Consider the following 26,107-nt stretch of genomic DNA (forward strand, 5'->3'; position numbering starts at 1 on the left):
CCATGAAGCCCTCACCGGCCTCGGTGAGGACCACCACGTCATCGTTGACGGCACTCCGATCCCCATCGAGCGGATCCGCGCGGACAAGCCGTACTACTCGATGAAACACCGCAAGCACGGCATGAACGTACAGGTCATCGCCCGCCCCGACGGCACACCGCTGTGGTTCTCCCGCGCGACACCGGGCCGCACCCACGACCTGACCGCGGCCCGGGCCCACGGCATCGTGCAGGCCTGCCTCACCCGACAGATCCTTGTCCTGGCCGACCGCGCCTATCAGGGGGCCGACGCCACCGTCCGCACCCCGTACTACCTACCGTCACAGCGAACAGCCCGAGCACTACCAGCAGTTCAACCGCGACCACGCCCGCCTCAGGACACCCGGTGAACGAGCCTCCGCCCAACTCAAGTCCTGGCACATCATGCGCAGAGCACGCTGCTCGACCCGACACATCAGCCGCACCGTCCAAGCCATCCACACCCTACTGACCTGCGACTATTCAGGATGAAAGAGGCTCAGTTGTGGGCGGTGGCCGCGTTGGCGTCGGGTCAGACTCGAGAGGATGTTGCGGAGGTGTTCCAGGTCTCGCTCAAGTCGGTGGACAACTGGTGGGCGAAGTGGGTGGCCGACGGGCGCGAAGCGCTGGTGGCCAAGCCGCGCGGGCGTCGGGTCGGTGAGCATCAAAGCCTGGACGCGTCTGGCCGGTGTCCACGACGGTGAAGCACATACCCTCAGCCTCTTCGTGAACGGGAAGCGTCAGGGCGATCCCGTGCCGGTACCGGGGGCGGGGCGGGGCGGGGCGGCCGTGGTGGACGGCAACTTCCAGATCGGCCGCGCGGGCAGCAGCAACATCCCGCTTTTCACCGGCGTCCCGGACGCCATTGGGGATACCATCCCCGACATCTGGACCACCCGGTCCGACGGTTCGGTGCGCTTTCGCTCCGGCAGCAGGACCGCGCTCTCGGGTCCCGGTACGGAGATCGCCGGTTCCACGGCCTACTGGAAGACCCGCATCGCCGTCGGCTGACAACGAGCGGAAGAGCCGCTCGCCCCAGGAAGAGGAACATGAGGACGAAAGCAGCCGTTGCCGCGCTGATTGTGCTGACGGGTGGCGTCACCGTGGGCTGCGCGGATGCCGATGGCGCCGCCGACACCCGCTCCGCTGAGCAACTGCTCGACGAAGCCGATCGCACCATGAGGGCGCTCACGTCCGTGACCATCGCGACGGACACGGAGACCGGCCTCGGCAACGGCCGCTCCAGCCGTCTGCGGACCGACCTCAAGAGCCGGTGCACGTACACGTCGACCGAGACGACCGGATCGGAACTGGAGCAGATCCGGATCGGTGAGACGGACTACATCCACGGCAACGAGGTTTATTTCGAGATGTGGGGGCGGGAGACGGTCCCCGCGATGCGGCAGAAGCCCTGGCTGAAGAGCCCGGTCAACTCGGCGAGGGGAGCGGACTCCCTGGCCGACTGCGCATGGCCGTACTCCTCGTACGGCAAGGCCACCAAGGGCGAACCCACCGAGATCGACGGCAAGCCGGTGATTGCCGTCGAGACGCCGAACGAGGACTTCGGCGACGGCACCGACACCTACTACATCGCAGCCGAAGGCAAGCCGTACCTCCTGAAGATCGTTTACGTGGGCAGCCACCACCGGGCCACCACCGAGTTCAGCGGTTTCAACGAGCCCCTGAGCATCCGGCCCCCGGCGGCGGTCGACGTCCTGGATCTGAGCAGCCTGCCGCAGGGCGGCTCCGACTAGCGGCCCTGCCGATTGCGGAAGGCGCCATGGCGGCCCACTCGCCCGCTGGCGACGTACGGTTCTGCCGTCCCAGGCAGCCATCCGCAGGGCGCCTTTTCTCCCGCATCGGCACCGTATGCTGTTTGGCCACCTGGGCGGCGGAGGACGACACCGTGCTTCTCGCCGCCGACGGCTCCGACGGCACGGCGTACCCGCGACTGCAGTACCTCCCGCCGGGCCTCGGTGACCGGTGACAGACAGATCTTCGGCCCGGAAGGACTCACACCCGACTGGCGCCGAATCTCCCACTCAGGTCACGATGCGAGTCACAGGAGTTCCAACATCAGGCTGACCAGGGGAATATCGAAGGGGCGCGGTGGAGTCGCTGTGGACCGAAAGAACCAAGAACGACTTCTGGTCCGACATCCACATGACGCCCGAGGAAGGCGTCCGGGCCCATCTCGATCTGCAGGGCGGCGAGGCGGCCGGCGTACTGCTGCCCATCCACTGGGGCACCTTCAACCTGGCGCCGCACGCGTGGGCGGAGCCGGGGGAGTGGATGGAGGACGTGGCCGGGGAGGCCGGCCAGGCGGTGGCGTTCCCGAGGCCGGGTGAGCCGTTCGAGCCGGCGGGGAAGGTGCCGGTGGAGGCGTGGTGGCGGGCGGTGTCCGGTCCGATCGCGCGTCCCTGGCGGCGTCTGCGGGGCGCTGAGGGTGTGGCCGGGACGAGTAAGGGTGATCTCGACCTCGCCGGTGAGCGGTGAGGTCGGTCGGGGACGAGCTGGGGGGAGACGGTCCGGCTGCCGGAGCGTCTCCCGGCTGAGGCGCGTGACGGTGTGGTTCGGGCCTTGGACGGGGCGCCCAGGGTGGAGCGTCAAGCTCCTGCCCAGCGATTCGGGCCGTTGCCGTCCTTGGAAGGTCCATCTCGGGTTGTCGTCCGAACACGCATCGTGGAGCGCGGCTATTTCTGTGGCCTCAGTGGTCATGTTCTGCCCTTGTGAGCCTGGACGGTGGGACCACGCTGGTGGTGTTGGCGGTGGTAGTCGCTGTTGTCAGGAAGGGTGGAGTTCGACAACGACGCGATAGCTGGCGGGTTCTGAGGTGATGTGAAGGTTTGGATCGTCGAACATGCGCTGAAGCGATGCATGCCACTCGAGGTTTCCGGTGGCTTGGTCGAGCGCGGTGCCCGAGGTCCACTCGGCGACGTGGACAAAACGAGTCTCGGGGGCGTCGGCGAGGGGGCGGTGCAGGCGGGATCGGACGAAGCCGGGCTGGGTCGACATGATCCGGGCGTTCTCCTGGTACACCTCGGCGAAATAGTCGGCTTCGTCCGTCGGCACGGTGTAGCTCTTGATGACGGTGACCGGGCCGACGACACCGGTCTTCGATTCCAGGGATTGAGTCATGCCACCTTGTCCGGTGACGCCTCGCTCGTGTGACGGACGGTCGACCTTCTTTGTCGTAGCGTTACTTTGCAGGGCGCTCCGCGAGGATGTGCCGCCGTGGACAGCCATTCTTCCCGGCTGTACCTGGAAGACCGGATTTTCTGCCCTTGCCGATGTCGGGCTGACGTCGGCTTCGCCCGTTGGTGGATCGGCCAGTCCGTCCGAGGCGGTGCCGTGTCCCGTAGGGGGCGTGGAGCGGGGTCGAGGGTGGAATTGTGTAGCCGCGCCCGGCCGGGAGGGGTTGGACTTGGTGAACGGCCCTGAAGCTGGGGCCGGTTCAGGCCGTGCACCGATAGGATGCCTGGACGAAGGCATGGCGGAGCGGTGATTTCCGGCGAAGGCGGACGTGATGTCTGATATCCCGCCGTTGCGGGGGCGACACAACGAGTTGGCGGAACTGGAAACGCTGGTGAGCCATGCCCGCGTCGGCCGCAGTGGGGCGCTGGTCGTCTGTGGCGAGGCAGGTGTCGGCAAGACGGCGCTCATGGACCACATCACCGCACGGGCCGCGGCGAACGTCCGCACCGAGCGCATCGTCGCCTCCCAGTCCGAGATGGAACTCGCCTACGCCGGCCTCCAGCAGCTCTGCGGGCACATGATGGGTTCGGTCACCCGGCTGCCGGCCCCGCAGCAGGAGGCGATCGAGGTGGCGTTCGGGCTGCGCAGCGCCGCCACACCGAGCCCGTTCCTCGTGGGGCTTGCCTTGCTGGGGCTGCTCACCGAGGCCGCGGAGGACCGGGCACTGCTGTGCGTCGTCGACGACGCACAGTGGCTCGACCAGGCGTCGGCGCGTGCCCTCGCGTTCGCCGCCCGCCGTTTGGACGCGGAGGGCATCGCCCTGATGCTCGTCATGCGCCAGGCCGACGAGGTCTTCGCGGGCCTGACGCACTTGGTCGTCGAAGGGCTGGGCCACGAGGACGCGTGCGAACTGTTGCGCCTGGCGGCACCCGGTGGTCTCGACCAGCGGGTGCGCGACCAGTTGATCGCGGAGGCCCGAGGCAACCCGCTCGCTCTGCGTGAGCTGCCCCGGGCACTGAACCCGGCCCAGGCCGCCGGCGGCTTCGCCCTGACCGGTTCCCTGCCGCTGGAGAACCGCATCGAGCAGAGCCTGGTGGCGCAGCTTGCGCCGCTGCCCGCACCGGCGCGCCTTCTGCTGCTGCTGGCGGCCGCCGAGCCCACCGGCGATCCCGGACTGCTGTGGCGGGCGAGTGCGGTACTCGGGCTGGGGCCGGAAGCCTTCGACGCTGCCAAGGACGCCGAGGCGTTCGTCGTCGGCACCCGCGTCAGCTTCCGTCATCCGCTGGTGCGGTCGGCCGTGTACCGGGCGGCGTCACCGGAGGACCGACGCCGCGTCCACGCCGCCCTGGCGGACGTCACCAGCGCCGAGCACGACCCGGACCGCCGGGCCTGGCACCGGGCCAGCGCGACGCTGCGCCCTGACGAGGAGGTCGCCGCCGATCTGGAGCGGTCCGCGGTGCGCGCACGAACGCGCGGCGGCGCGGCCGCCGCGGGCGCGTTCCTGGAGCGGGCGGCGGAGCTCACACCTTCGCCGTTCCACCGCGGGCAGCGGCTGATCGCAGCCGCCGAGGCCAAGCACGACGCGGGTGCGTCGGCCGCGGCCCTGCGCCTGCTCGAGTCCGCCCGAGCCCTTCCCCTCACCGCGTTGCAGGAGGCACTCGTCGTGCGGTTGCACGCCAGGGCCGGATACGCGCTGCGGCGTGATCGCAGCGGGGTGCAGCACCTGCTCGCCGCGGCGCAGGGACTCGAAGGGCTCGACCCGGTACTCGCTCGCGACACCTACATCGAAGCACTGGCAGCCGCGACCTATGGCGGCAGGCTCGGCGACGCCGAACAGGTGGCCGCCGTCGCGAACGCGATCCTCGGGGCGACGCCCGCCGCTGAGGAGACCGACCGGGCACGGGACCTGATCCTGCGCGGCCAGGCCCTGCTCGCCACCGAGGGGCAGGAGGCCGCGATCGACACCCTGCGACGGGCGCAGCGTGCGTTCCTCGAGCAGGCACCGGACTTCCTCGAGCTGCACTGGATGTGGTTCGCCTCCCGTGCCGCCCAGGACCTGTGGGACCCTGCCGGGCTTCGCGCGCTCGCCCACCGGCAGGTCGAGCTCGCCCGCGCCGAAGGCGTCGTCACAGTACTGCCGATCGCCTTGAGCCTGCTGATGCTGGTGCAGATGGTCGACGGCGACCTGGACGGGGCGGAAGCCTCCTGCGACGAGATCGACGCCATCAAGGAGGTCACCGGGAATCCGCTGCCGCGGTACGGACGGCTCCTCCTCGCGGCGTACCGGGGGCAGGTCGGCGAGGCGGAGCGTTGGGCGGAGCGCATCCGGGCCGACGGGCACGCGCGTGGCGAGGGCCACGCGCTGAGCGCGGCCAACTTCTCCGAGGCGGTCCTCTACAACGGCCTGGGCCGCTTCGCCGAGGCGGTGGCCTGCGGCCGCCGCGAGCTGCCGTACACCCACGAACTGAACCTCGCGATGCGCACGCTGCTCGAACTGGTGGAGGCGGCCACGCATACCGGTGAACTCGCGCTCGCCGAGCAGGCGTTCGAGCAATTGGCGGGCGTCACACGGCCGGTGGGGACCACCTACGCGTTGGCCGTGCTGGCGATGGCAGAGGCGCAGCTGCGTGCGGGTGACGAGGCGGAGGCCCTGTACCGGGATGCGATCAAGCGCTTCGAGCACGAGCGGATGCCGATCTGGGTGGGGCGTTGCCGTTTGCTGTACGGCGAGGCGCTCAACCGCCGGGGCCGGCACACCGACGCGCGCGAACAGCTCCGCGTCGCGCACGAGGTACTGACAGCCTGTGGCCTGAACGGCTTTGCCCAACGCGCCGCGGACGAGCTGCGCGCGAGCGGTGAGACCTTGCGGGTCCGCGTGCGGGGATCGGCGGCGCAGCTCACCGATCAGGAACTCAACGTGGCGCGCCTGGCGCGCGAAGGGCTGACGAACCGGGACATCGGCGCCCGCCTGTTCATCAGCGCGCACACCGTCGAGTACCACCTGCGCAAGGTCTTCGCGAAGCTCGGTATCAAGCGGCGGACCGAGTTGAAGCCCGCCCTGGCTGAACTCACCCGGACTCCGACGAGAACCTGAACGACAAGGAGCCGGGCACCCCGCCCCGCTTCCAAGTGCCTTGACGGACACCGGCCAGAGGCGGAGTACGGGCGCTCCACCACGGGCCGGCAGTGCCGTCGACCGCCAAGTCGTCAGCGCGGTCCCCTCGTTCGAGACCTTCGGAAGGTTCGCCGGCCGAGGAGGCGGGCCGGTACCCGCCGGCTCTTCAACGGGAGGAAACGGCCTCCGACAACCGCGGGTGCGTCGCAAGGAGAATCACAACGAGTGATGACACTGTTATGAGAGTCGTCAGGAGTGGGCGGTCGGGGACCTGTCCTCCGCTCTCTCGAGCGAGAGATACGAGGGCGTGTGACACTTTCTGGCGCTGCCCGGACGCCGACACCACGCGGGCTCCCGCCCCGTGGGCCCGACCTGGCACACCTATGGCTGGAGCACACCGTGGATGCGAAGGACGAAGCCGAGCGCGGCCTGACAGTCATACAGGACTACCTGTACTGGGAATCCCATCGCCGGGCCGCGCATCACCGTGCTGCGGACTTGGCCGCGCGTGTGCCCGGACTCAGTGAAGAGCAGAAGACCGACCTCGAGTGGTGGTATGTCGAGGAACAGATCAGGATCTCCCGAACCATCGCGCATCACCTCACCGATCAGATCGCCATGGTGGAAGCGCGACACACGAGACGCTACGCGCGACTGCGCCGGGCCGCCCGCGTCGCGCTGGCCCTTCTCACGGCGACCGTGGTCGCTCTGCTCGTCTCCTTCGTCCTGGTGACCGCAGGCTGAGCAGCCGGACCCCACCATCCGCGCCGGCTCATTCCGTCGCTTCGAGCCTGAGCAGCGACGTGCGCAACGCACTCACGACGACGACCCGCTCCTCGGCGCTCAGCACGGACAGCAGTTGACGCTCCACCGCGAGACGGCTCTCCAGGTGGCGGTCGAACTCCTCCCGCCCCTGAGCCGTCAGAGTGACCAGCGAGCGCCGCCGACGTCATGACGTTGTTACGGACGACCGTCATGAAGAGCCAGTGACGATGCCAGAACGTGTGAAAAGTGCGGTAGGATAAACACAGTGTTCCGGGCGCCGGGTTGGACATCCCACACGAGGTGCCGGGAATGCCGCCCGCTACTCAGAGCCTGGCGGGTGCGGTGTGCCCCGGACGCCGATCGATCCCCCGAGAGCCGGCGTCCGGGGTCACCTGTCGTTCGCCGACGGGAGGTGGTCAGCGCCAGGATCAGGAGGCGCGGTAGAGACCTCGACCGGCGCGCCGGATTCGAGAGGCGCCGACGAGACGGTCGAGCGTGCTGCGAACAGCGTTGATGCTGCCGCTGTCGGTGGCACGCCCCAACGCCACCGCTACGTCGCGGGCGCGCACATCCGTATCACCGACCTGTGCGAAGTAGTCCATGATCTGTTCGGTCAGCTTGCCGTACTTTCGCTCCAGGGTGACAGTCGGGAGCGTGTCCGCCTCGGCCTCAGCCGGCCTTGCGGCACGGTGCCGACCTGTGTCGACGGCATTCGCGGCGGCTCTTCCCTCTGTTGAGGCCGCCATCATGACCTCAAGGGCTCCCAGCGCCCGTTGAACGGTGTCGAGATGGGCGACGACGGCAGCGAGTTCCCTCTCCAGCGCCTGCTTCTGCAGCTCCAGACGACTGAGATCCTCTTGGAGGCTCCCAGCCGTGACCTCGATGTCGTGCGCCGCGCGAGATGCCGGAACCATGTTTTCCTCTCATCCTCAACCCGTCGTGCCACGCCCTCGCCCAGCTCACCCGGGGTGCCGCTCGACCCGCACGCCGGTATGGGCACTCCGGAACATCATAGGCAACACGCACTCTTCACCACATAGCGCCAGAGGTTCTCCCCGGAAGGTGCTGGAACATCGTCACCGAGGGAATCCCATTGCCGCCGCGGTGAAGACGCAGTAATGATTCAGCGGAAGCCCGTCAATCAATTGTTGCCACTGTCACACGTAAAGCGCAACGGGCGAGCGCACTCTTCAGTCGGAGCGGTGTGACAGCCGGCCGTGGTCGCCCATGTCGGAACCGTCTCAGACGCCCTCTGGTCCGTGTCCGTCGGAAGGAAGGCGGGGGCGGTTCCAACTGCGCAGCTTGTCAGGGTTCAGGACGGCCCACACATGGGTGACGTGATGGTCGGCGATGTCGAAGCTGATGACGGCGGCGACCTGGTCGTTGTGGCGGACGACGATCGCGGTGCGGCCATTGGCGGAACTGAGATGCAGGGAGGTGTGGGGGCGGGGGGCAAGGAGGGTGAGGAGAGCGCGGGCGACGTGCTGATCACCGTGGACGGGCCTGGTCAAGGCGCGGATCTTGCCGCCGCCGTCGAAGAACGCGGCGGCCTGCGGAGACAGCAAGGACCGCAGGCGCGGGGCGTCGGTCGTGACGCAGGCCTGCCGGACGGCGCGGACGATCCTGTCGTGTTGTCGCGGTGTCGTGGGACGCGCGCGGCTGGTGCGCAGGCTGCGGCGGGCTCGGTCGGCGAGTTCGGCGCATTCGTGTGGTGACTGACCCACGATGTCGGCGACTGTCTGTGGCGGCATGGCGAAGACGTCGTTGAGGACGAATGCCGCCCGTTCGGCCGGGGAGAGGGAGTCCAGGGCGTTGAGCAGGACGTCGCTGAGCTCCTCCGTCAGAGCCCGGTCGAAGCCCGTGGTGGTCTCCGTGCCCTTCTGGCCGGAGTGCGGGAGCCGGCGCTCGGGCACGGACAGGCGCGCCAGGCAGATGGTGCCCGTGCTCTTGGTCAGCCATACACGCGGATCAGCGATGCGTGTCCGCTGGTTGTCGGACAGGGTGTACCACCGCCTGTAGGTTTCGGTGACGGCGTCCTCGGCCTCGGGCCCGTTACCCAGCATCCAGTGGGCGACGTCGAGCAGATGCTGTCGCTCGTCCAACAGCTCCGCGATCGGTGCCGTATCACCGGTCTGACCCATGAGGCCTCCTACCTCTCACCGGCACCTCGCCTCCACCGTCGCAGTCGGATGGCAGTGCCTCCTGCAGTGCAGACCGGACAAGCACGGATCATGTGACAGCGGTTCGCGGTCGAGGACGGTCCGTAGGGGGACTGAACCACAACGAGACCGCAACAGTGTGACAGCATGAGATGTCGCCCTCGTACACGAGACGTCGTCCACTCATGAAGGGGTCCACTCATGCCCGCAATCCTGATCCACGGCGTTCCCGACACCCATCACGTATGGGACGGTGTGCGTCGGCACCTGACCAGGCCCGACGTGGAAGCCTGGGACATGCCCGGCTTCGGCGCCGAGCGTCCGGCCGGTTTCGGTTCCACCAAGGAGGAGTACGCGGACTGGCTCATCGAACGTCTGGAGCGGGTCGGTGAGCCGGTTGACCTGGTCGGTCATGACTGGGGGTGCATTCTCACCCTCCGCGTCGCCGGCCTGCGCCCCGACCTCGTCCGTACCTGGGCGGGAGGCAACGGGCCGATCAGCGCAGAGTACGTCTGGCATCCGCTGGCCAAGATCTGGCAGGACCAGGTCCAAGGCGAACGCTATATGTCCGAACTGCGAACGGAGCCGTTCGCGGAGGAGGTCGCGGTCGGCTTCGATGTGCCTCTCCAACTGGCCAGGGAGATGGCGGGCCGTGTGGACGGGACGATGAAGGACGCGGTCCTCAGGCTGTACCGGTCGGCACTCACCATGGGGGCGGAGTGGGAGCCCGCGCTGTCCGCGGTGACCGCGCCGTCCGTGGTCTTCTGGGGAGCGCAGGACCCCGCCTGTCAGATCGAGTTCGGGCGCAAGCTCGGAGCCTCCCTGCACGCCTCCCAAGTGATCGAGATGGACTGCAATCACTGGACGGTGCTCCAGCAGCCCGCGGAGGTGGCAGGGATTCTCGAGAAGCACTGGAGCGCGCACGCCGGCGCCTGACGATCGCGGCGGCCGGACCGATCGGTCGCCGGCGGATCGCCGATGGGGCCCACCGGCGGGACCTCCGACACCACCCTGTTCCGCCGTGACCATCGCGCCGGGGTTCTCCCGCAACCTGAACACCGTGCAGGTGTGCCCGTCCGACGACCCGACTGGGGAAACCCCCGAACGCACGGACGTGACGCGGGCGTCGAACTTCGTCCACCTGCGCCCGGCGCCCCGGACGACAGCCCCGCTCTTCGGCGACCAGGGCCTGCACCCCCGGCGCCCCGGAACCACGCGGATCAACGACTGGGGCGGCACCGCTCAGGCCGGGCAGCAGTTCGTCGTCACGGGGAGAAAGGGAGACCGGACCGCGATCTGGTTCAGCGGCAGCACGGTGTGGTTCCACGACCCTCACGGCAGGAACACTGTCCCGGCGCATGGTGTGAAGAGCGTCAGGCCAGCCGGGACCGAGCCGGTGAAGGCCCACGGCACCAGCTGTCCGGACGCTGCTGGATCCCTACAGGCCTCTCGCCGTCGACCCAGGCACCCTGAGCATGTACACCGTCCCCGTCGGCCAGGCCTACGTCGCCACCGGGGCTCCCCGGCAGACCACGGACTGCTTCCCCTCGGCCGGCGACGGGTACGTGGCGTTCTCCCCGGGCCGCCACGGGGGCGTACCACGGGTCGACCACGCACTCGCCCACGGTGGCCCAAGGGCGCCGTGCCAAGGCTCTCGGTGTGCACTTGCAGAGAGGGCCGATACCGGAGATTCAGAAGATCCCCGAGTTGACGCGTGGAAGGGAACAGGTGCGGCAATCCGCCGGTCGACACTGCAAACGCCCCGAGTCTCTGCAAGAGGGACGGTATCCAATCCAAGGGGTAGACCAGAAACGGCGCCGGCGATTGCCGATACCGGGGGTCCGCTCCCCGGATCCGGCCCCCGCCGCCGCCCGGGAAGCCGGCCGCCACCACGCAGGCGCCCGGACCGGGACCGCTCCTGTCACACGGGACGGTGTCGAACGGTCTTAGAGGCTGAAGCCGAGAAGAACAGAGGACATCGTGCGTGAGATCTTGATCGTGGGCGGCGGCTACGCGGGTTTCTACACAGCGTGGGGTCTTGAGAAGAGGCTACGACGGGGTGAGGCACGTGTCACCGTGGTCGATCCTCGTCCCTACATGACGTATCAGCCGTTCCTGCCCGAGGTGGTCGCGGGGTCGGTGGAGGCGCGTCATGCCGCGGTTTCGCTTCGGCGGCATCTGCACCGGACCCGTCTGATCGCGGGCTCGGCGACGGAGATCCGCAACGCCAGTCACACCGTGACGATCCGGCCGCAGTCCGGTCCGGAGTTCGACCTCCCCTACGACATGCTGGTGGTGACGGCGGGAGCCGTCACACGCACCTTCCCGATCCCGGGGCTGCGCGAGCAGGCGTACGGACTCAAACACGTCGAGGAGGCCGTGGCGATCCGCGACCGACTGCTCACTTCGTTCGACCGCGCGGCCACCCTGCCCCACGGGCCGGAACGTCGCAGGCTGCTCACCGTCACCGTCGTCGGTGGCGGCTTCTCCGGGGTGGAGGGCTTCGGTGAGCTGCTGGGGCTGGCGTCCGCGCTGCTCAAGCACTATCCGGAGATCAAGGCGGAAGAACTCTCCTTCCACCTGGTCGAGGCGCGGGGCCGCATACTGCCCGAGGTCACCGACCGACCCGGTGAGTGGGTGGTGCGCTCCCTGGAGAAGCGGGGTGCGCGGGTACATCTGAACACCCAGCTCGTCTCCGCCGAGAACGGACGAGTCGTTCTGTCGGACGGAGCGGAGTACGACTCGGGTCTGCTCGTGTGGACGGCGGGCAACGCCTCGAACCCGATCGTGCACAATCACACCGACCTCCCCGTCGACGAGCGCGGCCTGTTGACCGTGCGTGCGGATCTCCGGGTCGGCACGGAGACCGAGGTCGTGCCGGACGTATGGGCGGCCGGTGACGACGCTTCGGTGCCCGATCTCGCCGTCGGCCTACCGGACGCCCGCACGGTGCCCAACGCCCAGCACGCGGTGCGTCAGGGAAAGCTCCTGGCGAAGAACATCCTGGCCTCTCTGCGCGGCCGGCCGGTCAAGAACTACGTGCACCACAGCCTCGGGGTAGTGGCTACGCTCGGACTGGGCCGTGGCATCTTCCAGTACCGGCGCCTGGTCATCAAGGGATTCCCGGCATGGCTGATGCACCGTGGATACCACGTCCTGGCCGTTCCGAGCTGGGAGCGCAAGGCGAGGGTGTTCGCCGTGTGGGCGACCGCCGCCCTCTACGGCCGCGACATCGTCTCTCTCGCCTCGGTCCAGCGTCCGAGGGAAGCCTTCGTCTCCAGCGGTGAGCCAAGGCCGAGCGAAAAGCCCACGGACGCGGTCGCCGGATAGACCCGAGGGGCACGACCGGGCGGCAGGAGTCTCACTGAGCGCGTCTGCCGCCTGGAACCGTTGTCGATCCACGACGGGGTCGTGAGACCGGAACGTCGAAGGCGGCTCAGGGCTTCGCCGCGCGGTACAGACCGCGGCCGACACGGCGGACGCGCGAGGAGCCGACGAGACGGTCGAGTGTGCTCCGGACGGCATTGATGCTGCCACTGTCGGTGTCACGCCCAAGGGCGGAGGCCACGTCCCGGGCACGGACGTCGACGTCACCGGCCTCCGCGAAGTAGGCCAGGATCTGTTCGGTGAGTTTGCCGTACGACCTCACACCGTCCGAGTCGGTGTCGGGGTGGCTCGCCGGCGACCGGCCCTCCTCACCCTCCTCGGTCGTGTCCGCGACCGGCGCGGGCGTCGGTGGCACCGACGCCGGCACCTCCGCATCCTCGGGACGGGGTGCCGCAGACGACGGAGCGGCCCCGGGCATGAGGGCCTGAAGGGCGCTGAGGGCCCGCTGTACGGAGCCGAGATGCGCGGTGACCGCCGCCAGTTCCCTCTCAAGCGCCTGCTTCTGCATCTCCAGGCGGGCCAGGTCCTCCTGGAGGCCCTCGGCGGTGATCTCGATGTCGCGAGCCGTGGGGGTCACGGAGACCATGCGTTCCTCTCGTCCTCACCCCTTGTTCCGGCGGGGCCGCCCGATGTGCGGGCTCCGTCACCCGGCCCGGCACCGGGGGGCATGATACCCGGACAACAGATGGAGCGACCCGAGCAGCGGCCGGAGACCGCAGTGGGCGGGCGTCGCAGCAAGCACACCGTTCACTGCGACGGACACCGGGACCCGCCTGTGTTCTCCGTCAGTCACGGCCCTTTGTCGAGTGATCGAGCCCGATGCCGCTTTCCCGGCCCGCGGGCGCCGCACTGTCCGTTGGCCCCGCCGCCGAACGGTGCAGTCGCCTCAGGGTCTCGGAAACGGCGTCGATACGTGCGTCCACCGTTTCGATCGCCTCGCGAAGCAGGCTCAGCCGTCCTTCGAGCAGGGCGGCCTCCGCCGCCAGCGACGTGGTGACGGCGACGGGATCGGTCTGCCGGTCAGTGCTTCGGGACATCCCCTCGTCCTTCCTCAGCGCGAGCCGCAAGCTCGTGAACGGGCTTCTCAGAAACAGCGATGGCTCGAACGCATCGGCTGATGTGTGTCCCTGCCATGCTCCTCCTTCCTCGCTGTGGACTCGGGCGGGCATCGCCGCAAGCCGTCGACACCGCATTGACCGGACAGTGAGGAGCGCTGTGACAGCCGGCCGCAGGCCCGCCGTGCTACCGCGGTGTGCAGCCGGGGTCGGGAGCATCCTGGGAGAGAGGGGCGCCGTGCGGCAGGACGTAGAGAACCTCCAGGACGACGTCCTCCGTGCCTCGGTTCTGACCGACATGCACATGGTCCGCGCCGGGCGGTTCCTCGAGGAAGCTGCCCTTCGCGTACACGCCGTCGGAAGCGCACGCGGCGTCGAAGCGGCTGAGCGTCCCCTGCTTGACGTAGGCGTACAAGGTGCCGTCGTGGTAATGCCATCCCGTCGCCTGGCCGGAGGGGATGGTGATCTCACGAAGGATGTAGTCCTTGTCACCGATGGTGTGCTGCGCCAGGATCCTGCCGCTGACGCCGGGCCCGCCGGGGGTCGCCTGGGCGGCCCCCGGAGTCGTCGAGAGTGCTATGAGGCAGGCGCCGACGCCGACGGCGCGCAACATGTTGGACATGGTGATTCCTTCCGACGGAGGGGTTGCAAGGGACAGGCATGGGTAGGTGGACCTCATGGCAGGCCCGTCCGACAAGACACACTGTATTGCCCGAAACGCAACATCATGTGGCGGGCTCCTGGGAAAGTGTTTTTCTTTGCGCGGACGTCACAACATCCGTCCTTCTCTTGTCAGCTGTCGGAGCGGCAGGAGGCGAGGACATCGTGCTGTCCGACGAGACGCGCATGCGGACGGGTCGTTCAGGAGGAGAAGGTGAGGGCGTGGAACCTGCCGTTGACGCCGTGCCGATAGCGGAGTTGCTTGACGAGCGGCGGCATCTGCTGGAGGTCGCGCACTGGATGCTGGGCAGCGGCATCGCTGCCGAGCATGTCACCGACGAGGCCTACCGGGAGTGGTACGGGCTCTCCGATCACCAACGGGCCCGGATCGGGATACCACGAGCCTGGCTGACCCACAGGGTGGGCAGCATATCCCTGACGCGGTTGGCCGGACCGGATCGTGACGGTGGTGTGCGGGGTTCCACGCAGAAGGGCGGATCGAGCGACACCGGCTCGGAGGACGATGTCGACGCGCTGTTGGTGCGGACGTTGGACACGTTGACACCTGCCGAGCGAGCGGCACTGGTACTCAACGACGTCTTCGGCATCGCGGCGAAAGCGCCCACGAGCGCCGCGGGACGCACGGATACGGGACCACTGGAACCGGCGTACACCGAGCCGGCGGACCGGGCCCGGCACAGCCTTCGGGCCCGACGTGCGCGGCCGACGTCACCGCGCAGGCAGGACGAGGTGGTCCACGCCGTAGGACAGGCGTGTGCTGATGAGGACCCGGACCGTCTGGCGTCCCTCCTCGCTTCCGACGCCGCCGCGTTCTTCGACGGCGGAGGGAAGGTCCGCACACTGACACGACCTGTCACCGGCAGTGCTCGGGTCGCCCGGAGTCTGCTGACCCTGCTTGCCCGGAACCCCCGCACCACCCTCCACACCCGCTCCGTCAACGGGCGCGCCGGTCTCGTGGCCCGATACGACGGCCAGGTCGCCGCCGTTGTCAGCCTCGACGTGGCCGGCTCGCAGGTCGTACAGGTCTGGGTGGTCCTCAACCCGGACAAACTGCGCTCCTGGAACCGTCCTCGCACCTGACGTGCCACCGCGCGGGGGTCATCTCAGATCCCGTTCACGACGGGGCAGCGGGAGCGGGAGTGCAGGAACGCGGCGATCTTGGCCGGGTTGAAGACCCACATCACCTGATGAATGCCACGGTACGTGGCTGCGATCGTCATGAAGGTGGCGGGTCGGCCGTCTCTGTGGAGCAGGATGCCGCTTCGCCCGTTGGCCTCGACCGGTTCGGCCTCGACCGTGGGCCAGAAGCGGGGGTGTGCGGTGGACAGGTTGGCCACGCGGGAGCGGCCCAGGACGGGGATCCGAGCCGCTCCCCGGATGCCGTTCCCGTCGGAGAGACTGACCGCGTCCGGCGTCAGCAGTGCCTCCAGTGTGCCGACGTCGCCCTGCTGGGCGGCGGCGACGAAGGCCTGGAGCAGCTTCCGGTGCTCAGAGGCGTCGACGCTGTCGCGCTGGTCGGCGGTGAGGTGTTTGCGGGCCCGGCTCACGATCTTCCGCACGTTGACGGGGCTGAGCCGCAGAATGCGCGCGATCTCGGGATAGCCGTAGTCGAAGGCTTCTCTCAGGACGTATGCGGCGCGCTCGGTCGGAGGGAGCTTCTCCAGCACCAGAAGCAGGGCGAGCTCGAGTGCTTCCGCCCGTTCGGCGCCGACCTCGGGGTCATTGCTCGTGTCGACGGGCTCGGGCAGCCACGGGCCGATGTAGGTCTCGCGGCGGACGCGGGCTGACTGAGCCACGTTGATGGCCAGCCTTGTGGTGGTGCTCGACAGGAACGCGACGGGGCTGACCACGATGGCGCGGTCGGTCCTCTGCCAGCGCAGCCACACCTCCTGGACGACGTCCTCGGCCTCCACCGCACTGCCCAGCACGCGGTAGGCGATGCCGAAAAGGCGTGGTCGGAGTTCCACGAAGACGGACACGGCCTCGCTCAGGTCACCTTCCGCGGGGGGCGCCTCTGGATGCATGATCCTTTGGTCTCCGTTTCTCTGTCACCGGCGTGTTGGCGGAGGCGGTCGGACGACTCTCTGTCGAGGACCGCTGGAGCGGCGGCCCGGCGGACTGAGGGATCTGGCAGGGCGCTGTGCTCGCCTCCGCCCCAAGTGACCGGCGGCGCGGACGCTTCGTGACACTTTCGAGGCGGGTTTTTTGCCGGATCTTCAGGAGCGGGTGGTCGGCTCCGCCTCCGAGTCGGCCTCGCAGCGGGAGGCCGTCGTCGGTCGGATGTCACACGCGCGCTGACAGTTCGGTCTTTCAAGTGAAAAGCGGTGATGCGCAGCACGATGCTTTTCGCGCGCTCCCCCACACGACGAGCCACCTCCCCCCGAACCGGTATCCGTTCCTCACACAGGAGGTAATCCATGGATTGGCGCGTACGGGGACTCTGCCTGAGCGAAGACCCTGATCTCTTCTTCCCGATCGGCAGTATCAACAGCGGTCGGGCAACGCTACAGACGGACGAGGCCAAGGCCGTCTGCCGCCGTTGCCCCGTCACGCGGCAGTGTTTGGCCTGGGCCGTCGACATGGGCCCGGTCGAGGGAATTTGGGGAGGCACCACGGAAGGGGAGCGCCGTGCCATGCGACGGCGCGCGGTGCGCAAGCCGGCAGCGGACAGGGCGGCCTGAGAGCAGACCGAGCGACGCGAGGACGTCGACGGACACGGATGGGGGTGGGCGGGGCGGTTCCGAACCCGGGCCGCCCCGCCCACCCCCCATCCGTGTCCCGTCAGGACACCGCGTCCTGGTCGGCCCGGACGGCCGAGATGTCCAAGGCCAGGGTCACCTTGTCACTGATGAGGACACCTCCGGTGTCCAGCGGCGTGTTCCAGGCCAGTCCCCAGTCCGAACGCCGCAGAGTGGCTGCGCCTTCGAAGCCGACCCGATGGTTGCCGAGAGCGTCGTCGCCGGCACCGCCGAAGGTGATGTCGATGTTCAGGGGCAGTTCGACGTCCTTGACGCGCAGGCTGCCCAGGAGGCGAAACTCGTCGTCGCCGAGCGCAGTGATGCCGGTGGAGCGGAAGGTCATCAGGGGATACGTCGCGGAGTCGAAGAAGTCGGGCCCCGCCAGGTGCGCGTCGCGATCCGCCACCCCCGTGTCCAGGCTGTCGGTCTGGACACTCACGTACGCCTCCGAGCGGGACGGGTCGGCCCCGTCAAGTATGAGAAGGCCCTCGAAACGGTGGAACCGTCCGCGAACGTTGGAGATCATTGCATGCCGGACGGAGAACCCGATCGTGCTGTGGACCGGGTCGATGGTGTAGGCACCGGTCACTTCCGGGTGCGAACCGGAGCCTGGCGAAGCGACTTTGGCACGGTGAATCAGCATGGTGAGCGGCTTTCTCTGCGGTTGCTGTCTGTGGACGGCACGGCGCATCGGCGTTTCGACGATCGCCGTGCCGGGGGAGACAACGGGGCCTGCCGTGCCGCGGTGCGGACGACAGGCCCCATCCAGCCGGCGGACCCGTCCCCGGAGGGCCCGCCACCCGACGACTCAGCGCTGCTGCTGCGCAAGCCAGTCGGCGAAACGGGTCTCCGCGATGTGCGCGTCCGGACCGGGGAGCAGAGTGGTCTCCTTCAGCTCCGCACCGAAGTACGGGGCGTGCACGTCGGTCACGACCTTGCGCGGGTCCTTCTTGGCGGCCAGCCCCTTGCGGATCAGCTCGTCGAGCTGGAACTCGTCGGGGCCGGCGACCTCCACCACCCCGTTGACGGGGGTGCCCACCGCGGTGCGGCCGACGGCGGCGGCCACGTCGTCGGAGAAGATGGGACGGATCTTGACCGGGGCCAGCCGGACGGTGTCACCGTCGGTCGCCGCCTCGGCGATCCCCTTCATGAACTCGAAGAACTGCGTGGCGTGAACGATGGAGTAGGGGATCCCGGACTCCTTGATCAGCTCCTCCTGCGCCTGCTTGGCACGGAAGTAGCCGCTCTCCTGCAGCCGCTCCGTGCCGACCACGGAGAGCGCGACGTGGTGGGTCACACCGGCCTCCGACTCCGCCTTGAGGAGGTTGGTGGTCGAGGTGCGGAAGAACTCCATGACGGCGTCGTCCGCGAACGACGGCGAGTTCGACACGTCGACCACGACGGAGGCACCCCGCAGGACCTCGGCCAGCCCCTCACCGGTGAGCGTGTTGACGCCGGTGTTGGGGGCGGCCGGCACCGCCTCGTGACCGTGCTCGCCGAGCTTGGCGACCAGCTTCGAGCCGATCAGTCCGGTACCGCCGATGACTACGACCTTCATGGTGACGATCCTTTCGGGAATGTGCGATGTCGTCTGCACCAGGGAAGACCGAGTGCGCACGATTTCTGTGACAGGGGAAATGTGTTCAGCACGTCTCATGGCCGCGGGGCCGCTATTCGACGAGCTTCCCTTCGGTGGACACTTCCGCCATGAGGGACGCGATCTCGTCCGGGATGGCGGGAATGCTCTCGTGGGTGATTCCCGTCGTCGGGGACCAGACCAGGTTGACGCGGAAGGCGGGATCCATGTCGGGGTAGTCACTGCGGTTGTGACAACCCCGGGTCTCCCGGCGTTCCAGCGCCGCTTCGAGAGTGGCGCGGGCCGCGAGGGCGGCCGACTTGAGGTCGAAGGCGTGGGCGAGGTCCTGGAAGCCGGCGATGTCGGGGTGGACCCCGACGTTCTGCATGCGCTTCTCGATGGTGTCCAGTTCCGCCAGACCGGTGCGCAGACCCTGTTCGTCCCGGACGACGCCGGCGTGCTCGGTCATGGTGTTGCGGATCGCGCGCTGGAGCGCGCGGACGTTCTCGGGTCCGTCAGCGGCGAGCAGTTCGTCGACTTCGGTGCGCGCCTGGGCCACGGCGGTCGCGGATCGGGGCTGCGCGGTGAGTGACCGCGAGTAGGCGGCGGCCGCCTGCCCGGTGATACGGCCGTAGACGAGGAGCTCGATCAGACTGTTGCCCCCCAGGCGGTTGGCGCCGTGCAGACCGCTGGAGGCCTCGCCGATGGCGTACAGGCCGCGGACGTCGGTGCTGTGGTCCTCGGGGCGGACCCAGACGCCCCCCATCGAGTAGTGCGCGGTGGGGGCGACCTCGATGGGTTCACGGGTGATGTCGAGCATCTGCAGTTCGAGGAGCGTCTGGTAGACCCGGGGGAGCCGGTTCATGATCGTCTGACGGGGCAGATGGGAGACGTCGAGCCAGACGCCGCCGTTGGCGGTACCCCGGCCTTCCTTGATCTCCGTGTAGGAGGCGAGGGCCACGCGGTCGCGTGTGGAGAGTTCCATGCGCTGCGGGTCGTATCGGTTCATGTACCGCTCGCCGAGGGCGTTGCGCAGGATGCCGCCCTCGCCCCGGGCGGCCTCGCTGACCAGGGTGCCGGCGGCGTTCTCGGGTTCGATGATCCCGGACGGGTGGAACTGCACCAGTTCGGGGTCGCGCAGGCGGGCCCCGGCCTCGACCGCCAGGCGGAAGGAGTCGCCGGTGTTCTCGTCACGTCGGGAAGAGGTGCGTCGCCAGATGCGCGTGTGCCCGCCGGCCGCGAGGATGACGGCGTCCGCGTGGACGAGGTGGCGGGTGCCGTTGGTGAGGTCGAAGCCGTAGGCCCCGAAGACGGCACCGTCGTGGACCAGGAGACGCGTGATGTAGACGCTGTCCAGCATCGGTATGTCCAGCTGGCTCGCGCGTCGGATGAGGGTGCGCTGGATCTCCAGGCCGGTGTAGTCGCCGGCGAAGGCGGTGCGGCGGAACTTGTGGGCGCCGAAGAAGCGCTGGGAGATGCGGCCGTCCCCTTCGCGCGCGAAGTCCATGCCGTAGCGCTCCAGGTCGTCGATGCCCAGGGCGGCGCCCTGCGTGACGATCTCGGCCGTGCGGGGGTCGCCGAGCAGGTAACTCTCTTTGAGCGTGTCCGCGGCGTGCTGCTGCCAGGAATCTTCGGGGTCCATCGTGGCCAGGGCCGCGTTGATGCCGCCGGCGGCAAGGGAAGTGTGGGTGTCCTCCTTGGGGCGCTTGCCGACGGCGACGACGTCGACACCGGCTTCGGCCAGCTCGATCGCGGCCCGCAGGCCGGCCCCGCCGGTACCGATCACCAGCACCGTGGTGGAAAGTTGTCGTTCGGTGATAGGCACGATAGCTCCCGTCGCAATGGATGGTCATTGACTAGGACCAGGTCAGGCCGAGGTTTGTGACACCGGCATCGCGCGCGTGTCACAACGTTGCGGTGCCCCCGGTCATATCGACGAGCCTGACGTCCGCGCGAGCCCGCGCCATGACGCGTTCGACGTTCGAGGAGGAGGAGAGGGATGACGTACGTCATCGCACAACCCTGCGTCGACATCAAGGACCGGGCCTGTGTGACCGAATGCCCCGTGGATTGCATCTACGAGGGCTCACGCACGCTCTACATCAACCCCGAGGAGTGCGTCGACTGCCACGCATGCGAACCCGTCTGCCCCGTGGAAGCCATCTTCCACGAGGACGATCTACCGCCGCACTGGGCGCATTACCTTGCCATCGACGCGGAGTACTTCGAAGCGGCGACTCCCGAGCCCCACCGCCGACGTGACACGTCGGGCGATCACCCCTTCGTCGCAGCACTGCCCCCGCAGAGCCCGCGCAAGAAGGAGATCTCCGTTTTCACCGCTCGCAGGGAGGAAGCCGCCGACGCGGACCTGTGGTTCCCTTCCTGACCGACCGCTCCGGCGACGGGCAGCCGCCGACGGGGGCGGCTGCCGACGTCTGCCGGGCGTGGCCGGTCAGGGGGCCAGCGTGATGGTGGTGGGCGTTCCCTTCCAGGCCATGCGCGCGTAGGGACACAACGCGTCGGCCTTCTCGATGAGGTCGCCGGCCGTGTCGGGAGCGACTCCGGGCCACCGCACCACCAGATCGACGCGCAGCAGGTAGCCACCGTCCTCCGGGTCCCGCCCGAAGGCGACGGTCGCCACGACGGAGATCGCCGCTGGATCGAGCGCCTCCTGCCGTGCCAGCAGGCTCAGCGCGCCATGGAAGCACGCCGCGAAACCGGCCGCGAAGAGCTGCTCGGGGTTGGTTCCCCGGCCGTCACCGCCCAGCTCGGCCGGCATGCGCAGCTCGAGGTCCAGGGCGCCGTCGGACGACTGTGCCCGGCCGGAGGCCCGTCCATGTGAGGCCACACCGCCGTGGACGGTCACGGTGGTCGTATAGATGGGCGAGAACCCTTCCCCGTCGTAATCCTTTTCGGTCGACAGGGTGGGCAACTGGATCCGCTCGGTCACGGCATGACTCCGTCGTCGTCGAGGTACGCAGTCCCGGCAGAGGTCCGGGACTACTGGATGACCGACGAGTAACCGCTCCTGTGACGCCTGTCCTTCCGACAGCGGGTCAGTCGTTCAGCGAGGCCACGTAGGGCGCCAGCTTGTCCGGGTTCATCACCCACATGAGCCGGTCGATGCCGTCCGCCGAGATGTCGGCGGTCAGCAGGGCGACTGCCTCCCCGCCGGACGAGACCAGCACGGCCGATCGGCCGTTCGCCTCGACCCACCGGATCTCCGCCTGCGGCCAGAAGCGCGGAGCGAAGGCCATGAGGTACTGCGAGACGTGAGGCCGTCCGATGACCGGGATCCTGGACGCGCCGCGGATTCCGTTACCGTCCGAGTAGCTGACGACGTCGGCGGTGAGCACGTCCTCCAGCACCGACAGGTCGCCCGTCCGGGCCGCGGACAGGAAGACCTCCAGCAGCCGCCGGTGGGCTGCCGGCGTGACGCGTTCCTTGCGCTCGGCGGCCAGGTGCCTGCGCCCGCGGCTGACCAGCTGACGGGCGTTGGCCTCGGTGGTCTCCAGGATCTCGGCGACCCGCCCGTAGGGATAGTCGAACGCCTCTCGGAGCACGTAGGCGGTGCGCTCCACGGGATTCAGCTTCTCCAGCAGCAGCAGAACCGCCATCTCCAGGGCCTCGGCCCGCTCCGCGCCCAGCTGCGGATCCTGCGCGGTGTCGACGGGCTCGGGAAGCCAGGGCCCGACATAGGACTCTCGGCGTACCCGCGCGGACCGGGCCAGGTTGATCGCCAGCCTCGTGGCGACCGTGGTCAGGAAGGCGGCCGGTTCATGGACCTTCGCACGATCGGTGTTCTGCCACCGCAGCCAGGTCTCCTGCACGACGTCCTCGGCCTCCACCGCGCTGCCCAGGACTCGGTACGCGATGCCGAAGAGCTGTGGGCGCGCCGCGAGGAAGTCCTTCGTCGCTTGATCAAGGGTGTCGGGTCGGGCGCCAGGGTGCATGGGTCGTCCCTTCTGGCTTCGTGTGCCCCATGCTACAAGCGGCCGCGGACGGACGCGGCGGTGGACGGCCGCACGACCGCGTCCGACGCCTCCCCCTTGGCACACCGTGTCACTCGGACACTTTCCCACGACCACCGTCGCTGGACGGGCCCATGCAAGGGCCCGTGATCGCAAGCCCGTGTCCGTGCCGTGTCACGGATCGATCGCACGCCTGGTCAGGACTGAGAACCGTCATGTACCAGGAGGCGCCCACAGTGTCGGACAAGACGCCAGCACTCCACGTCGTGCACTGCATGCTGACGCTGCTCTTCGCCCTCGTGGCCCTGCACGCGCTGCGGCAAGGTGTCCGTTCACCGGGGGCGGGGCGCCGTGACCGGGTGGATCACCTGCTGCACTTCGCCATGGCGACGGCCATGGCGGCGATGCCCTGGAGCCTCGGCCCGCCGTCCGGTCGGACCATGACGGTGCTCTTCACGGCCGCCGCTCTGTGGTTCCCGCTGACCGCCCTCCACCACCGCACGGTGGGCACGGTGTCGGCGCTCGCCGGTCGGCTGCCGCCCGCCGTCGGCATGGCGGCGATGGCGTGGATGTCGCGGACACCCGACGGCCGGGGCGCACCCGCCCACGAAACCCTGGCCGGAGGCGTCCCGGCCGCGCACCACTCCGCGGCGCACGGCCATGCCGCGAACGCCTCGGTGACGGCGGCCGTGATCACCGTCGCACTGACGGCCTGCCTCCTCGGCCTCGCCGTACGGTCGTTGACGCGTCCCATGCCCGCGCTCCGGACCGCCACGGACACCGCGCACCGCGCCGCCGCGGCGGACCCGTACGGGCACGTGCGCGACGGGGCGATGTCGTTGGGGACGGCCGTGATGCTGCTCCTGCCCCACTGACCGCTGTTCACGCGAAGCCGACGACGGCCTTGCTGCGCATCAGGAAGTCCGACAGGTAACTGTCGTGGGGCACTCCGGGAGCCATCCAGTACGTCGGTCGGTCACCGGTGTACAGATTGGCGATGGTGGGTTCCGCCAACAGGGTGTCCAGCAACGCGCGGTCGTGGGAGAGGACCGAGAGGACGAGTGTCTCCCGCAGCGGAGCGATTCCGTTCGAGCGGTTCCACGGCGCGACCCACACGCAGGGAAAGGGGAGTTCGACCCGTAGTTGCGCGGCTCCCGCGTCGTCGACCTGATGGACGGCCGGACGCAGGACGGCACTTCCGTCCCCGAGGTCGTCGACGATGCCGTCACCCCCGAGCCAGGCGCGGGTCCCCACCGCCACGTTCCTCAGATAGGAGTCGACGGCCCGGGCCCGGTCCAGCGTGCACACCGGGAGTACCGCCCGGGTGTCCTGGGGCGGCAGGCCGGGCAGCCGGGACAGGCGGTCCGCGACGGCCTCGGCGAGCGGCGCCGGATCGCCTTCGACGAAGACGGCGGTGGTGTTGACGCAGGCGGTGCCGCCCTCGTCGGCGACGGAACCGACGATGGTGTCGAGGTGCTCCCGCCAATCCGTGTCCGCGGTGATGAGGATCTTGGTCCGGCCGGGCCCCTGCGGCAGCACGCGGGCATCGTGGGCGTACCGGGCGACCACGGCGTCGCCGCCGTACACCACCGCGCGGTCGGCACCGCGGATCAACGTCCCGGCGGTCCGGTGGTCCGTGGGCAGCAACACCAGTTGGTCCTGCCGGACACCGGCCCGGTGCAAGGCTCCGACAAGGCGGTGCGGAGTGAACGGCTCCCGCCGTGACGGACGTACGGCGACGCGGTAGCCCAGGGCCAGTGCCTCCAGCCACAGCCGGTGGACACCGGGATGGTTGCCGGAGGCGTTGACGGCGAACACCTCGCCCCGACGGGCCCATACGGCATGCCCGGACCCCGGGCCCGGACCCCGACGATCCCGGACCGTGCCGCGCGGCCTGCCCTGCTCGGCGGACGAACGGGCGAGGCCGACGAATCTCGCGGTGCCCCGTGTCGCGTCGCGCACCACGGCCAGGGGACTCCCGGAGGTGCGGCTCACCAGGTGCTCGTACTCGCGTACGCTCAGCCCGCCCACGGTGCCGGTGGCGAACTCCTCGCCGGCCGCTTCCAGGAGCGTGTCCAGGTCGGCCGTCGGCACCGCCTCGGCCTTGCGCAGCGCGGCCAGCGCCCGGTCGACGTACACCGGCGGCACCAGACTCAGCCGCGCCACCTCGGCACCGGACACATCCGTCACAGGGCTCGGCACGCGGGTCCGGTAGGGGCCGCGGGGGCCCAACGCGTCCAGGTACACCGGCCCGGCGGCCTTCGCGGCAGTCATCAGTACACGCCCTCGATCACGGTCTCACCCTTCACCGTGGGCACGGGCGCCACGTCCGCGACGGCGTCGCCCGCGTGGCCGCCGGCCGGCCGCATACGCACCGCCGTGTCACGTTCCGCGTTGTTGGGGATGAGCATGGACTTGCTGACGTGGCTGACGATCACCTGGCCCCGCTCGCCGACCTCGACCCGCTCTCCGGTGGCGGGGTCGACGACCGACAGGAACACGTACGGCGACACCGGGTCGAACACGCAGGGCTGCGAGGCGTCGAGACCGACCCGTTCGAGCAGCGCGGTGAGCATCATGGTGTTGCCGTACATGCCGATGAGCGGCACGTCGGGAAAGACCTCCGTGGACAGCAGGTGTCGGGTGTCGGGGTCCATGTGGGTGCCACCCCAGACGATCGCCCGGACGGAACCGTTGACGCGCTCCAGGAGGTCCTCCTCGCGGGCGAAGCGCTCCAGCAGGGGAGTGGTGGCGGCCAGTACCCCGATGTCCTGGGTCAGCAGGATCCGCCGGCACTGTTCGACGAGATGGTCGGTGTAGGACTCGACCTCGTCGCTCCGGCCCGCGGCGACCAGCTTCTTCACCCAGCGGGGGTCCATGTCGATGCTCAGCCCCGGGCCGCCGAGGGACGCCGCCGCCCGCTGCAGCACGTCGCCCACCAGGTGCGGACCGGTCGGCGCCACGGTCAGCCACCGGGTGCCGAGAGGCAGGCCGTGCTCCCGGAGTCGCTCGTCGACCTGCTCGGTGCTGTGTCGCATCCAGTCGTCGAGCTGGACGACCCGCTTGGGCGCCCCGGTCGTCCCGCCGCTGTCGAAGACGTTGAGCAGCCGGGCGTCGCTGCCGTAGCCCCGGGGGATCAGGTCGGTCACGGACACGTGGCGCAGCTCGTCGGTCAGGTCGGGGAAGAGCGACAGGTCCTCCACGCCCTCGACGTCTCGTCGCGGATCGAAGGCGAGCCGCTCGGCCCGGTCGAGCCAGTAGCGGGAGCCGGTCGCCGGATCGAAGTGCCAGCGCATGGCCGCTCGCACGAACTCGTCCGGATCGACGCCGTCGAACGGCCCGGCGTCCAGCACGGCGGGGGACTCGTACGTCATCAAGGGTCCTTTCTCGGCGCGGCCCCGTGCGGATGACGGGAAGTCCACGCGGGCATGCGGGGTGTGCGGGCGTC

Annotated in this window: 25 protein-coding genes and 2 pseudogenes; 13 read left to right on the forward strand and 14 right to left on the reverse strand. The window is 69.2% G+C overall.

Going from position 1 to position 26,107, the window contains the following annotated elements; translation table 11 throughout:
* The 5 genes and pseudogenes from KUM38_RS42675 to KUM38_RS39530 all read left to right on the forward strand — a co-directional run.
* Nucleotides 1-509, forward strand: a pseudogene (locus KUM38_RS42675) (transposase family protein); the annotation flags it as partial.
* On the forward strand, nucleotides 506-721 hold the full coding sequence (locus KUM38_RS39515; protein ID WP_254398479.1) for a helix-turn-helix domain-containing protein: 216 nt from the start codon (nucleotides 506-508) through the stop codon (nucleotides 719-721). The pseudogene KUM38_RS42675 and the gene KUM38_RS39515, both read left to right, overlap by 4 nt.
* A gap of 22 nt (nucleotides 722-743) precedes the next feature.
* Nucleotides 744-1,028 carry a hypothetical protein gene (locus tag KUM38_RS39520; RefSeq protein WP_217136964.1) on the forward strand — a complete coding sequence of 95 codons (285 nt, stop codon included), beginning with the start codon at nucleotides 744-746 and terminating at the stop codon, nucleotides 1,026-1,028.
* 38 nt (nucleotides 1,029-1,066) lie between these two features.
* Nucleotides 1,067-1,771: a hypothetical protein gene (locus KUM38_RS39525; protein ID WP_217136965.1), complete on the forward strand. Its 705-nt coding sequence runs from the start codon at nucleotides 1,067-1,069 to the stop codon at nucleotides 1,769-1,771.
* Nucleotides 1,772-2,156: 385 nt separating this feature from the next.
* Nucleotides 2,157-2,513: pseudogene (locus tag KUM38_RS39530) on the forward strand (MBL fold metallo-hydrolase); the annotation flags it as partial.
* 288 nt (nucleotides 2,514-2,801) lie between these two features.
* On the opposite strand, the gene KUM38_RS39535 reads toward KUM38_RS39530, so the two are convergent.
* A complete protein-coding gene (locus KUM38_RS39535) occupies nucleotides 2,802-3,155 on the reverse strand; it encodes an antibiotic biosynthesis monooxygenase family protein (protein WP_217136966.1) in 354 nt (117 codons plus the stop codon).
* 388 nt (nucleotides 3,156-3,543) lie between these two features.
* On the opposite strand from KUM38_RS39535, the gene KUM38_RS39540 reads away from it, so the two are divergent.
* The gene (locus KUM38_RS39540) at nucleotides 3,544-6,306 is read left to right on the forward strand and encodes a LuxR family transcriptional regulator (protein WP_254398480.1); all 2,763 of its coding nucleotides are present in this window, start codon (nucleotides 3,544-3,546) and stop codon (nucleotides 6,304-6,306) included.
* 420 nt (nucleotides 6,307-6,726) lie between these two features.
* Nucleotides 6,727-7,071: a hypothetical protein gene (locus tag KUM38_RS39545; RefSeq protein WP_217136967.1), complete on the forward strand. Its 345-nt coding sequence runs from the start codon at nucleotides 6,727-6,729 to the stop codon at nucleotides 7,069-7,071.
* A 449-nt stretch (nucleotides 7,072-7,520) separates the two neighbouring features.
* Here the strand turns inward: KUM38_RS39545 and KUM38_RS39555 are convergent, their stop codons facing one another.
* Both KUM38_RS39555 and KUM38_RS39560 read right to left on the reverse strand, forming a co-directional pair.
* Nucleotides 7,521-8,006 carry a hypothetical protein gene (locus KUM38_RS39555; RefSeq protein ID WP_217136968.1) on the reverse strand — a complete coding sequence of 162 codons (486 nt, stop codon included), beginning with the start codon at nucleotides 8,004-8,006 and terminating at the stop codon, nucleotides 7,521-7,523.
* Between the two features lie 327 nt (nucleotides 8,007-8,333).
* Nucleotides 8,334-9,233 carry a sigma factor gene (locus tag KUM38_RS39560; protein WP_217136969.1) on the reverse strand — a complete coding sequence of 300 codons (900 nt, stop codon included), beginning with the start codon at nucleotides 9,231-9,233 and terminating at the stop codon, nucleotides 8,334-8,336.
* A 219-nt stretch (nucleotides 9,234-9,452) separates the two neighbouring features.
* On the opposite strand from KUM38_RS39560, the gene KUM38_RS39565 reads away from it, so the two are divergent.
* Nucleotides 9,453-10,187, forward strand: a complete 735-nt coding sequence (locus tag KUM38_RS39565; protein WP_217136970.1) for an alpha/beta fold hydrolase — start codon at nucleotides 9,453-9,455, stop codon at nucleotides 10,185-10,187.
* Between the two features lie 1,044 nt (nucleotides 10,188-11,231).
* Nucleotides 11,232-12,581, forward strand: a complete 1,350-nt coding sequence (locus KUM38_RS39570) for an NAD(P)/FAD-dependent oxidoreductase (RefSeq protein ID WP_217136971.1) — start codon at nucleotides 11,232-11,234, stop codon at nucleotides 12,579-12,581.
* A 106-nt stretch (nucleotides 12,582-12,687) separates the two neighbouring features.
* On the opposite strand, the gene KUM38_RS39575 is transcribed toward KUM38_RS39570, so the two are convergent.
* The 3 genes from KUM38_RS39575 to KUM38_RS39585 form a co-directional block, all read right to left on the reverse strand.
* Nucleotides 12,688-13,224 carry a hypothetical protein gene (locus KUM38_RS39575; RefSeq protein WP_217136972.1) on the reverse strand — a complete coding sequence of 179 codons (537 nt, stop codon included), beginning with the start codon at nucleotides 13,222-13,224 and terminating at the stop codon, nucleotides 12,688-12,690.
* A 199-nt stretch (nucleotides 13,225-13,423) separates the two neighbouring features.
* Nucleotides 13,424-13,705, reverse strand: a complete 282-nt coding sequence (locus tag KUM38_RS39580) for a hypothetical protein (RefSeq protein ID WP_254398481.1) — start codon at nucleotides 13,703-13,705, stop codon at nucleotides 13,424-13,426.
* 175 nt (nucleotides 13,706-13,880) lie between these two features.
* Nucleotides 13,881-14,315: a cupin domain-containing protein gene (locus KUM38_RS39585; protein WP_217136973.1), complete on the reverse strand. Its 435-nt coding sequence runs from the start codon at nucleotides 14,313-14,315 to the stop codon at nucleotides 13,881-13,883.
* A gap of 260 nt (nucleotides 14,316-14,575) precedes the next feature.
* On the opposite strand from KUM38_RS39585, the gene KUM38_RS39590 reads away from it, so the two are divergent.
* Nucleotides 14,576-15,454, forward strand: a complete 879-nt coding sequence (locus KUM38_RS39590; RefSeq protein ID WP_217136974.1) for an RNA polymerase subunit sigma — start codon at nucleotides 14,576-14,578, stop codon at nucleotides 15,452-15,454.
* A 23-nt stretch (nucleotides 15,455-15,477) separates the two neighbouring features.
* Here KUM38_RS39590 and KUM38_RS39595 read toward each other — a convergent pair whose 3' ends face one another.
* Nucleotides 15,478-16,398, reverse strand: coding sequence for an RNA polymerase sigma-70 factor (locus KUM38_RS39595; protein ID WP_217136975.1), 921 nt, complete (start codon nucleotides 16,396-16,398; stop codon nucleotides 15,478-15,480).
* Between the two features lie 393 nt (nucleotides 16,399-16,791).
* Between KUM38_RS39595 and KUM38_RS39600 the strand changes: the two genes are divergently transcribed.
* Nucleotides 16,792-17,055, forward strand: coding sequence for a WhiB family transcriptional regulator (locus tag KUM38_RS39600; protein ID WP_217136976.1), 264 nt, complete (start codon nucleotides 16,792-16,794; stop codon nucleotides 17,053-17,055).
* Between the two features lie 100 nt (nucleotides 17,056-17,155).
* On the opposite strand, the gene KUM38_RS39605 is transcribed toward KUM38_RS39600, so the two are convergent.
* From KUM38_RS39605 to KUM38_RS39615, 3 genes are all read right to left on the reverse strand, one after another.
* Nucleotides 17,156-17,755, reverse strand: a complete 600-nt coding sequence (locus tag KUM38_RS39605; RefSeq protein WP_217137025.1) for a YceI family protein — start codon at nucleotides 17,753-17,755, stop codon at nucleotides 17,156-17,158.
* Nucleotides 17,756-17,920: 165 nt separating this feature from the next.
* Entirely contained in the window at nucleotides 17,921-18,670 is a 750-nt protein-coding gene (locus KUM38_RS39610) for an SDR family oxidoreductase (protein ID WP_217136977.1), read from the reverse strand.
* Nucleotides 18,671-18,782: 112 nt separating this feature from the next.
* A complete protein-coding gene (locus KUM38_RS39615; RefSeq protein WP_217136978.1) occupies nucleotides 18,783-20,513 on the reverse strand; it encodes an L-aspartate oxidase in 1,731 nt (576 codons plus the stop codon).
* 174 nt (nucleotides 20,514-20,687) lie between these two features.
* Here KUM38_RS39615 and fdxA point away from each other — a divergent pair, with 174 nt between their 5' ends.
* Complete coding sequence (gene fdxA / locus KUM38_RS39620; RefSeq protein WP_217136979.1) at nucleotides 20,688-21,074, forward strand: ferredoxin; 387 nt, start codon at nucleotides 20,688-20,690, stop codon at nucleotides 21,072-21,074.
* Between the two features lie 66 nt (nucleotides 21,075-21,140).
* Here fdxA and KUM38_RS39625 read toward each other — a convergent pair whose 3' ends face one another.
* Both KUM38_RS39625 and KUM38_RS39630 read right to left on the reverse strand, forming a co-directional pair.
* Nucleotides 21,141-21,638 carry an Ohr family peroxiredoxin gene (locus KUM38_RS39625; RefSeq protein WP_217136980.1) on the reverse strand — a complete coding sequence of 166 codons (498 nt, stop codon included), beginning with the start codon at nucleotides 21,636-21,638 and terminating at the stop codon, nucleotides 21,141-21,143.
* Between the two features lie 106 nt (nucleotides 21,639-21,744).
* Entirely contained in the window at nucleotides 21,745-22,641 is an 897-nt protein-coding gene (locus KUM38_RS39630) for an RNA polymerase sigma-70 factor (RefSeq protein WP_217136981.1), read from the reverse strand.
* Nucleotides 22,642-22,895: 254 nt separating this feature from the next.
* On the opposite strand from KUM38_RS39630, the gene KUM38_RS39635 reads away from it, so the two are divergent.
* The gene (locus KUM38_RS39635; protein WP_217136982.1) at nucleotides 22,896-23,534 is read left to right on the forward strand and encodes a DUF5134 domain-containing protein; all 639 of its coding nucleotides are present in this window, start codon (nucleotides 22,896-22,898) and stop codon (nucleotides 23,532-23,534) included.
* 7 nt (nucleotides 23,535-23,541) lie between these two features.
* On the opposite strand, the gene KUM38_RS39640 is transcribed toward KUM38_RS39635, so the two are convergent.
* Both KUM38_RS39640 and KUM38_RS39645 read right to left on the reverse strand, forming a co-directional pair.
* Nucleotides 23,542-24,933 carry an aldehyde dehydrogenase family protein gene (locus KUM38_RS39640; protein ID WP_217136983.1) on the reverse strand — a complete coding sequence of 464 codons (1,392 nt, stop codon included), beginning with the start codon at nucleotides 24,931-24,933 and terminating at the stop codon, nucleotides 23,542-23,544.
* The gene (locus KUM38_RS39645) at nucleotides 24,933-26,033 is read right to left on the reverse strand and encodes a phenazine antibiotic biosynthesis protein (protein ID WP_217136984.1); all 1,101 of its coding nucleotides are present in this window, start codon (nucleotides 26,031-26,033) and stop codon (nucleotides 24,933-24,935) included. Before KUM38_RS39645 ends, KUM38_RS39640 begins: the two co-directional genes overlap by 1 nt.
* Between the last annotated feature and the right edge of the window lie 74 nt (nucleotides 26,034-26,107).

It is taken from the genome of Streptomyces sp. AC558_RSS880 (genome assembly GCF_019049255.1).
GTDB lineage: Bacteria > Actinomycetota > Actinomycetes > Streptomycetales > Streptomycetaceae > Streptomyces.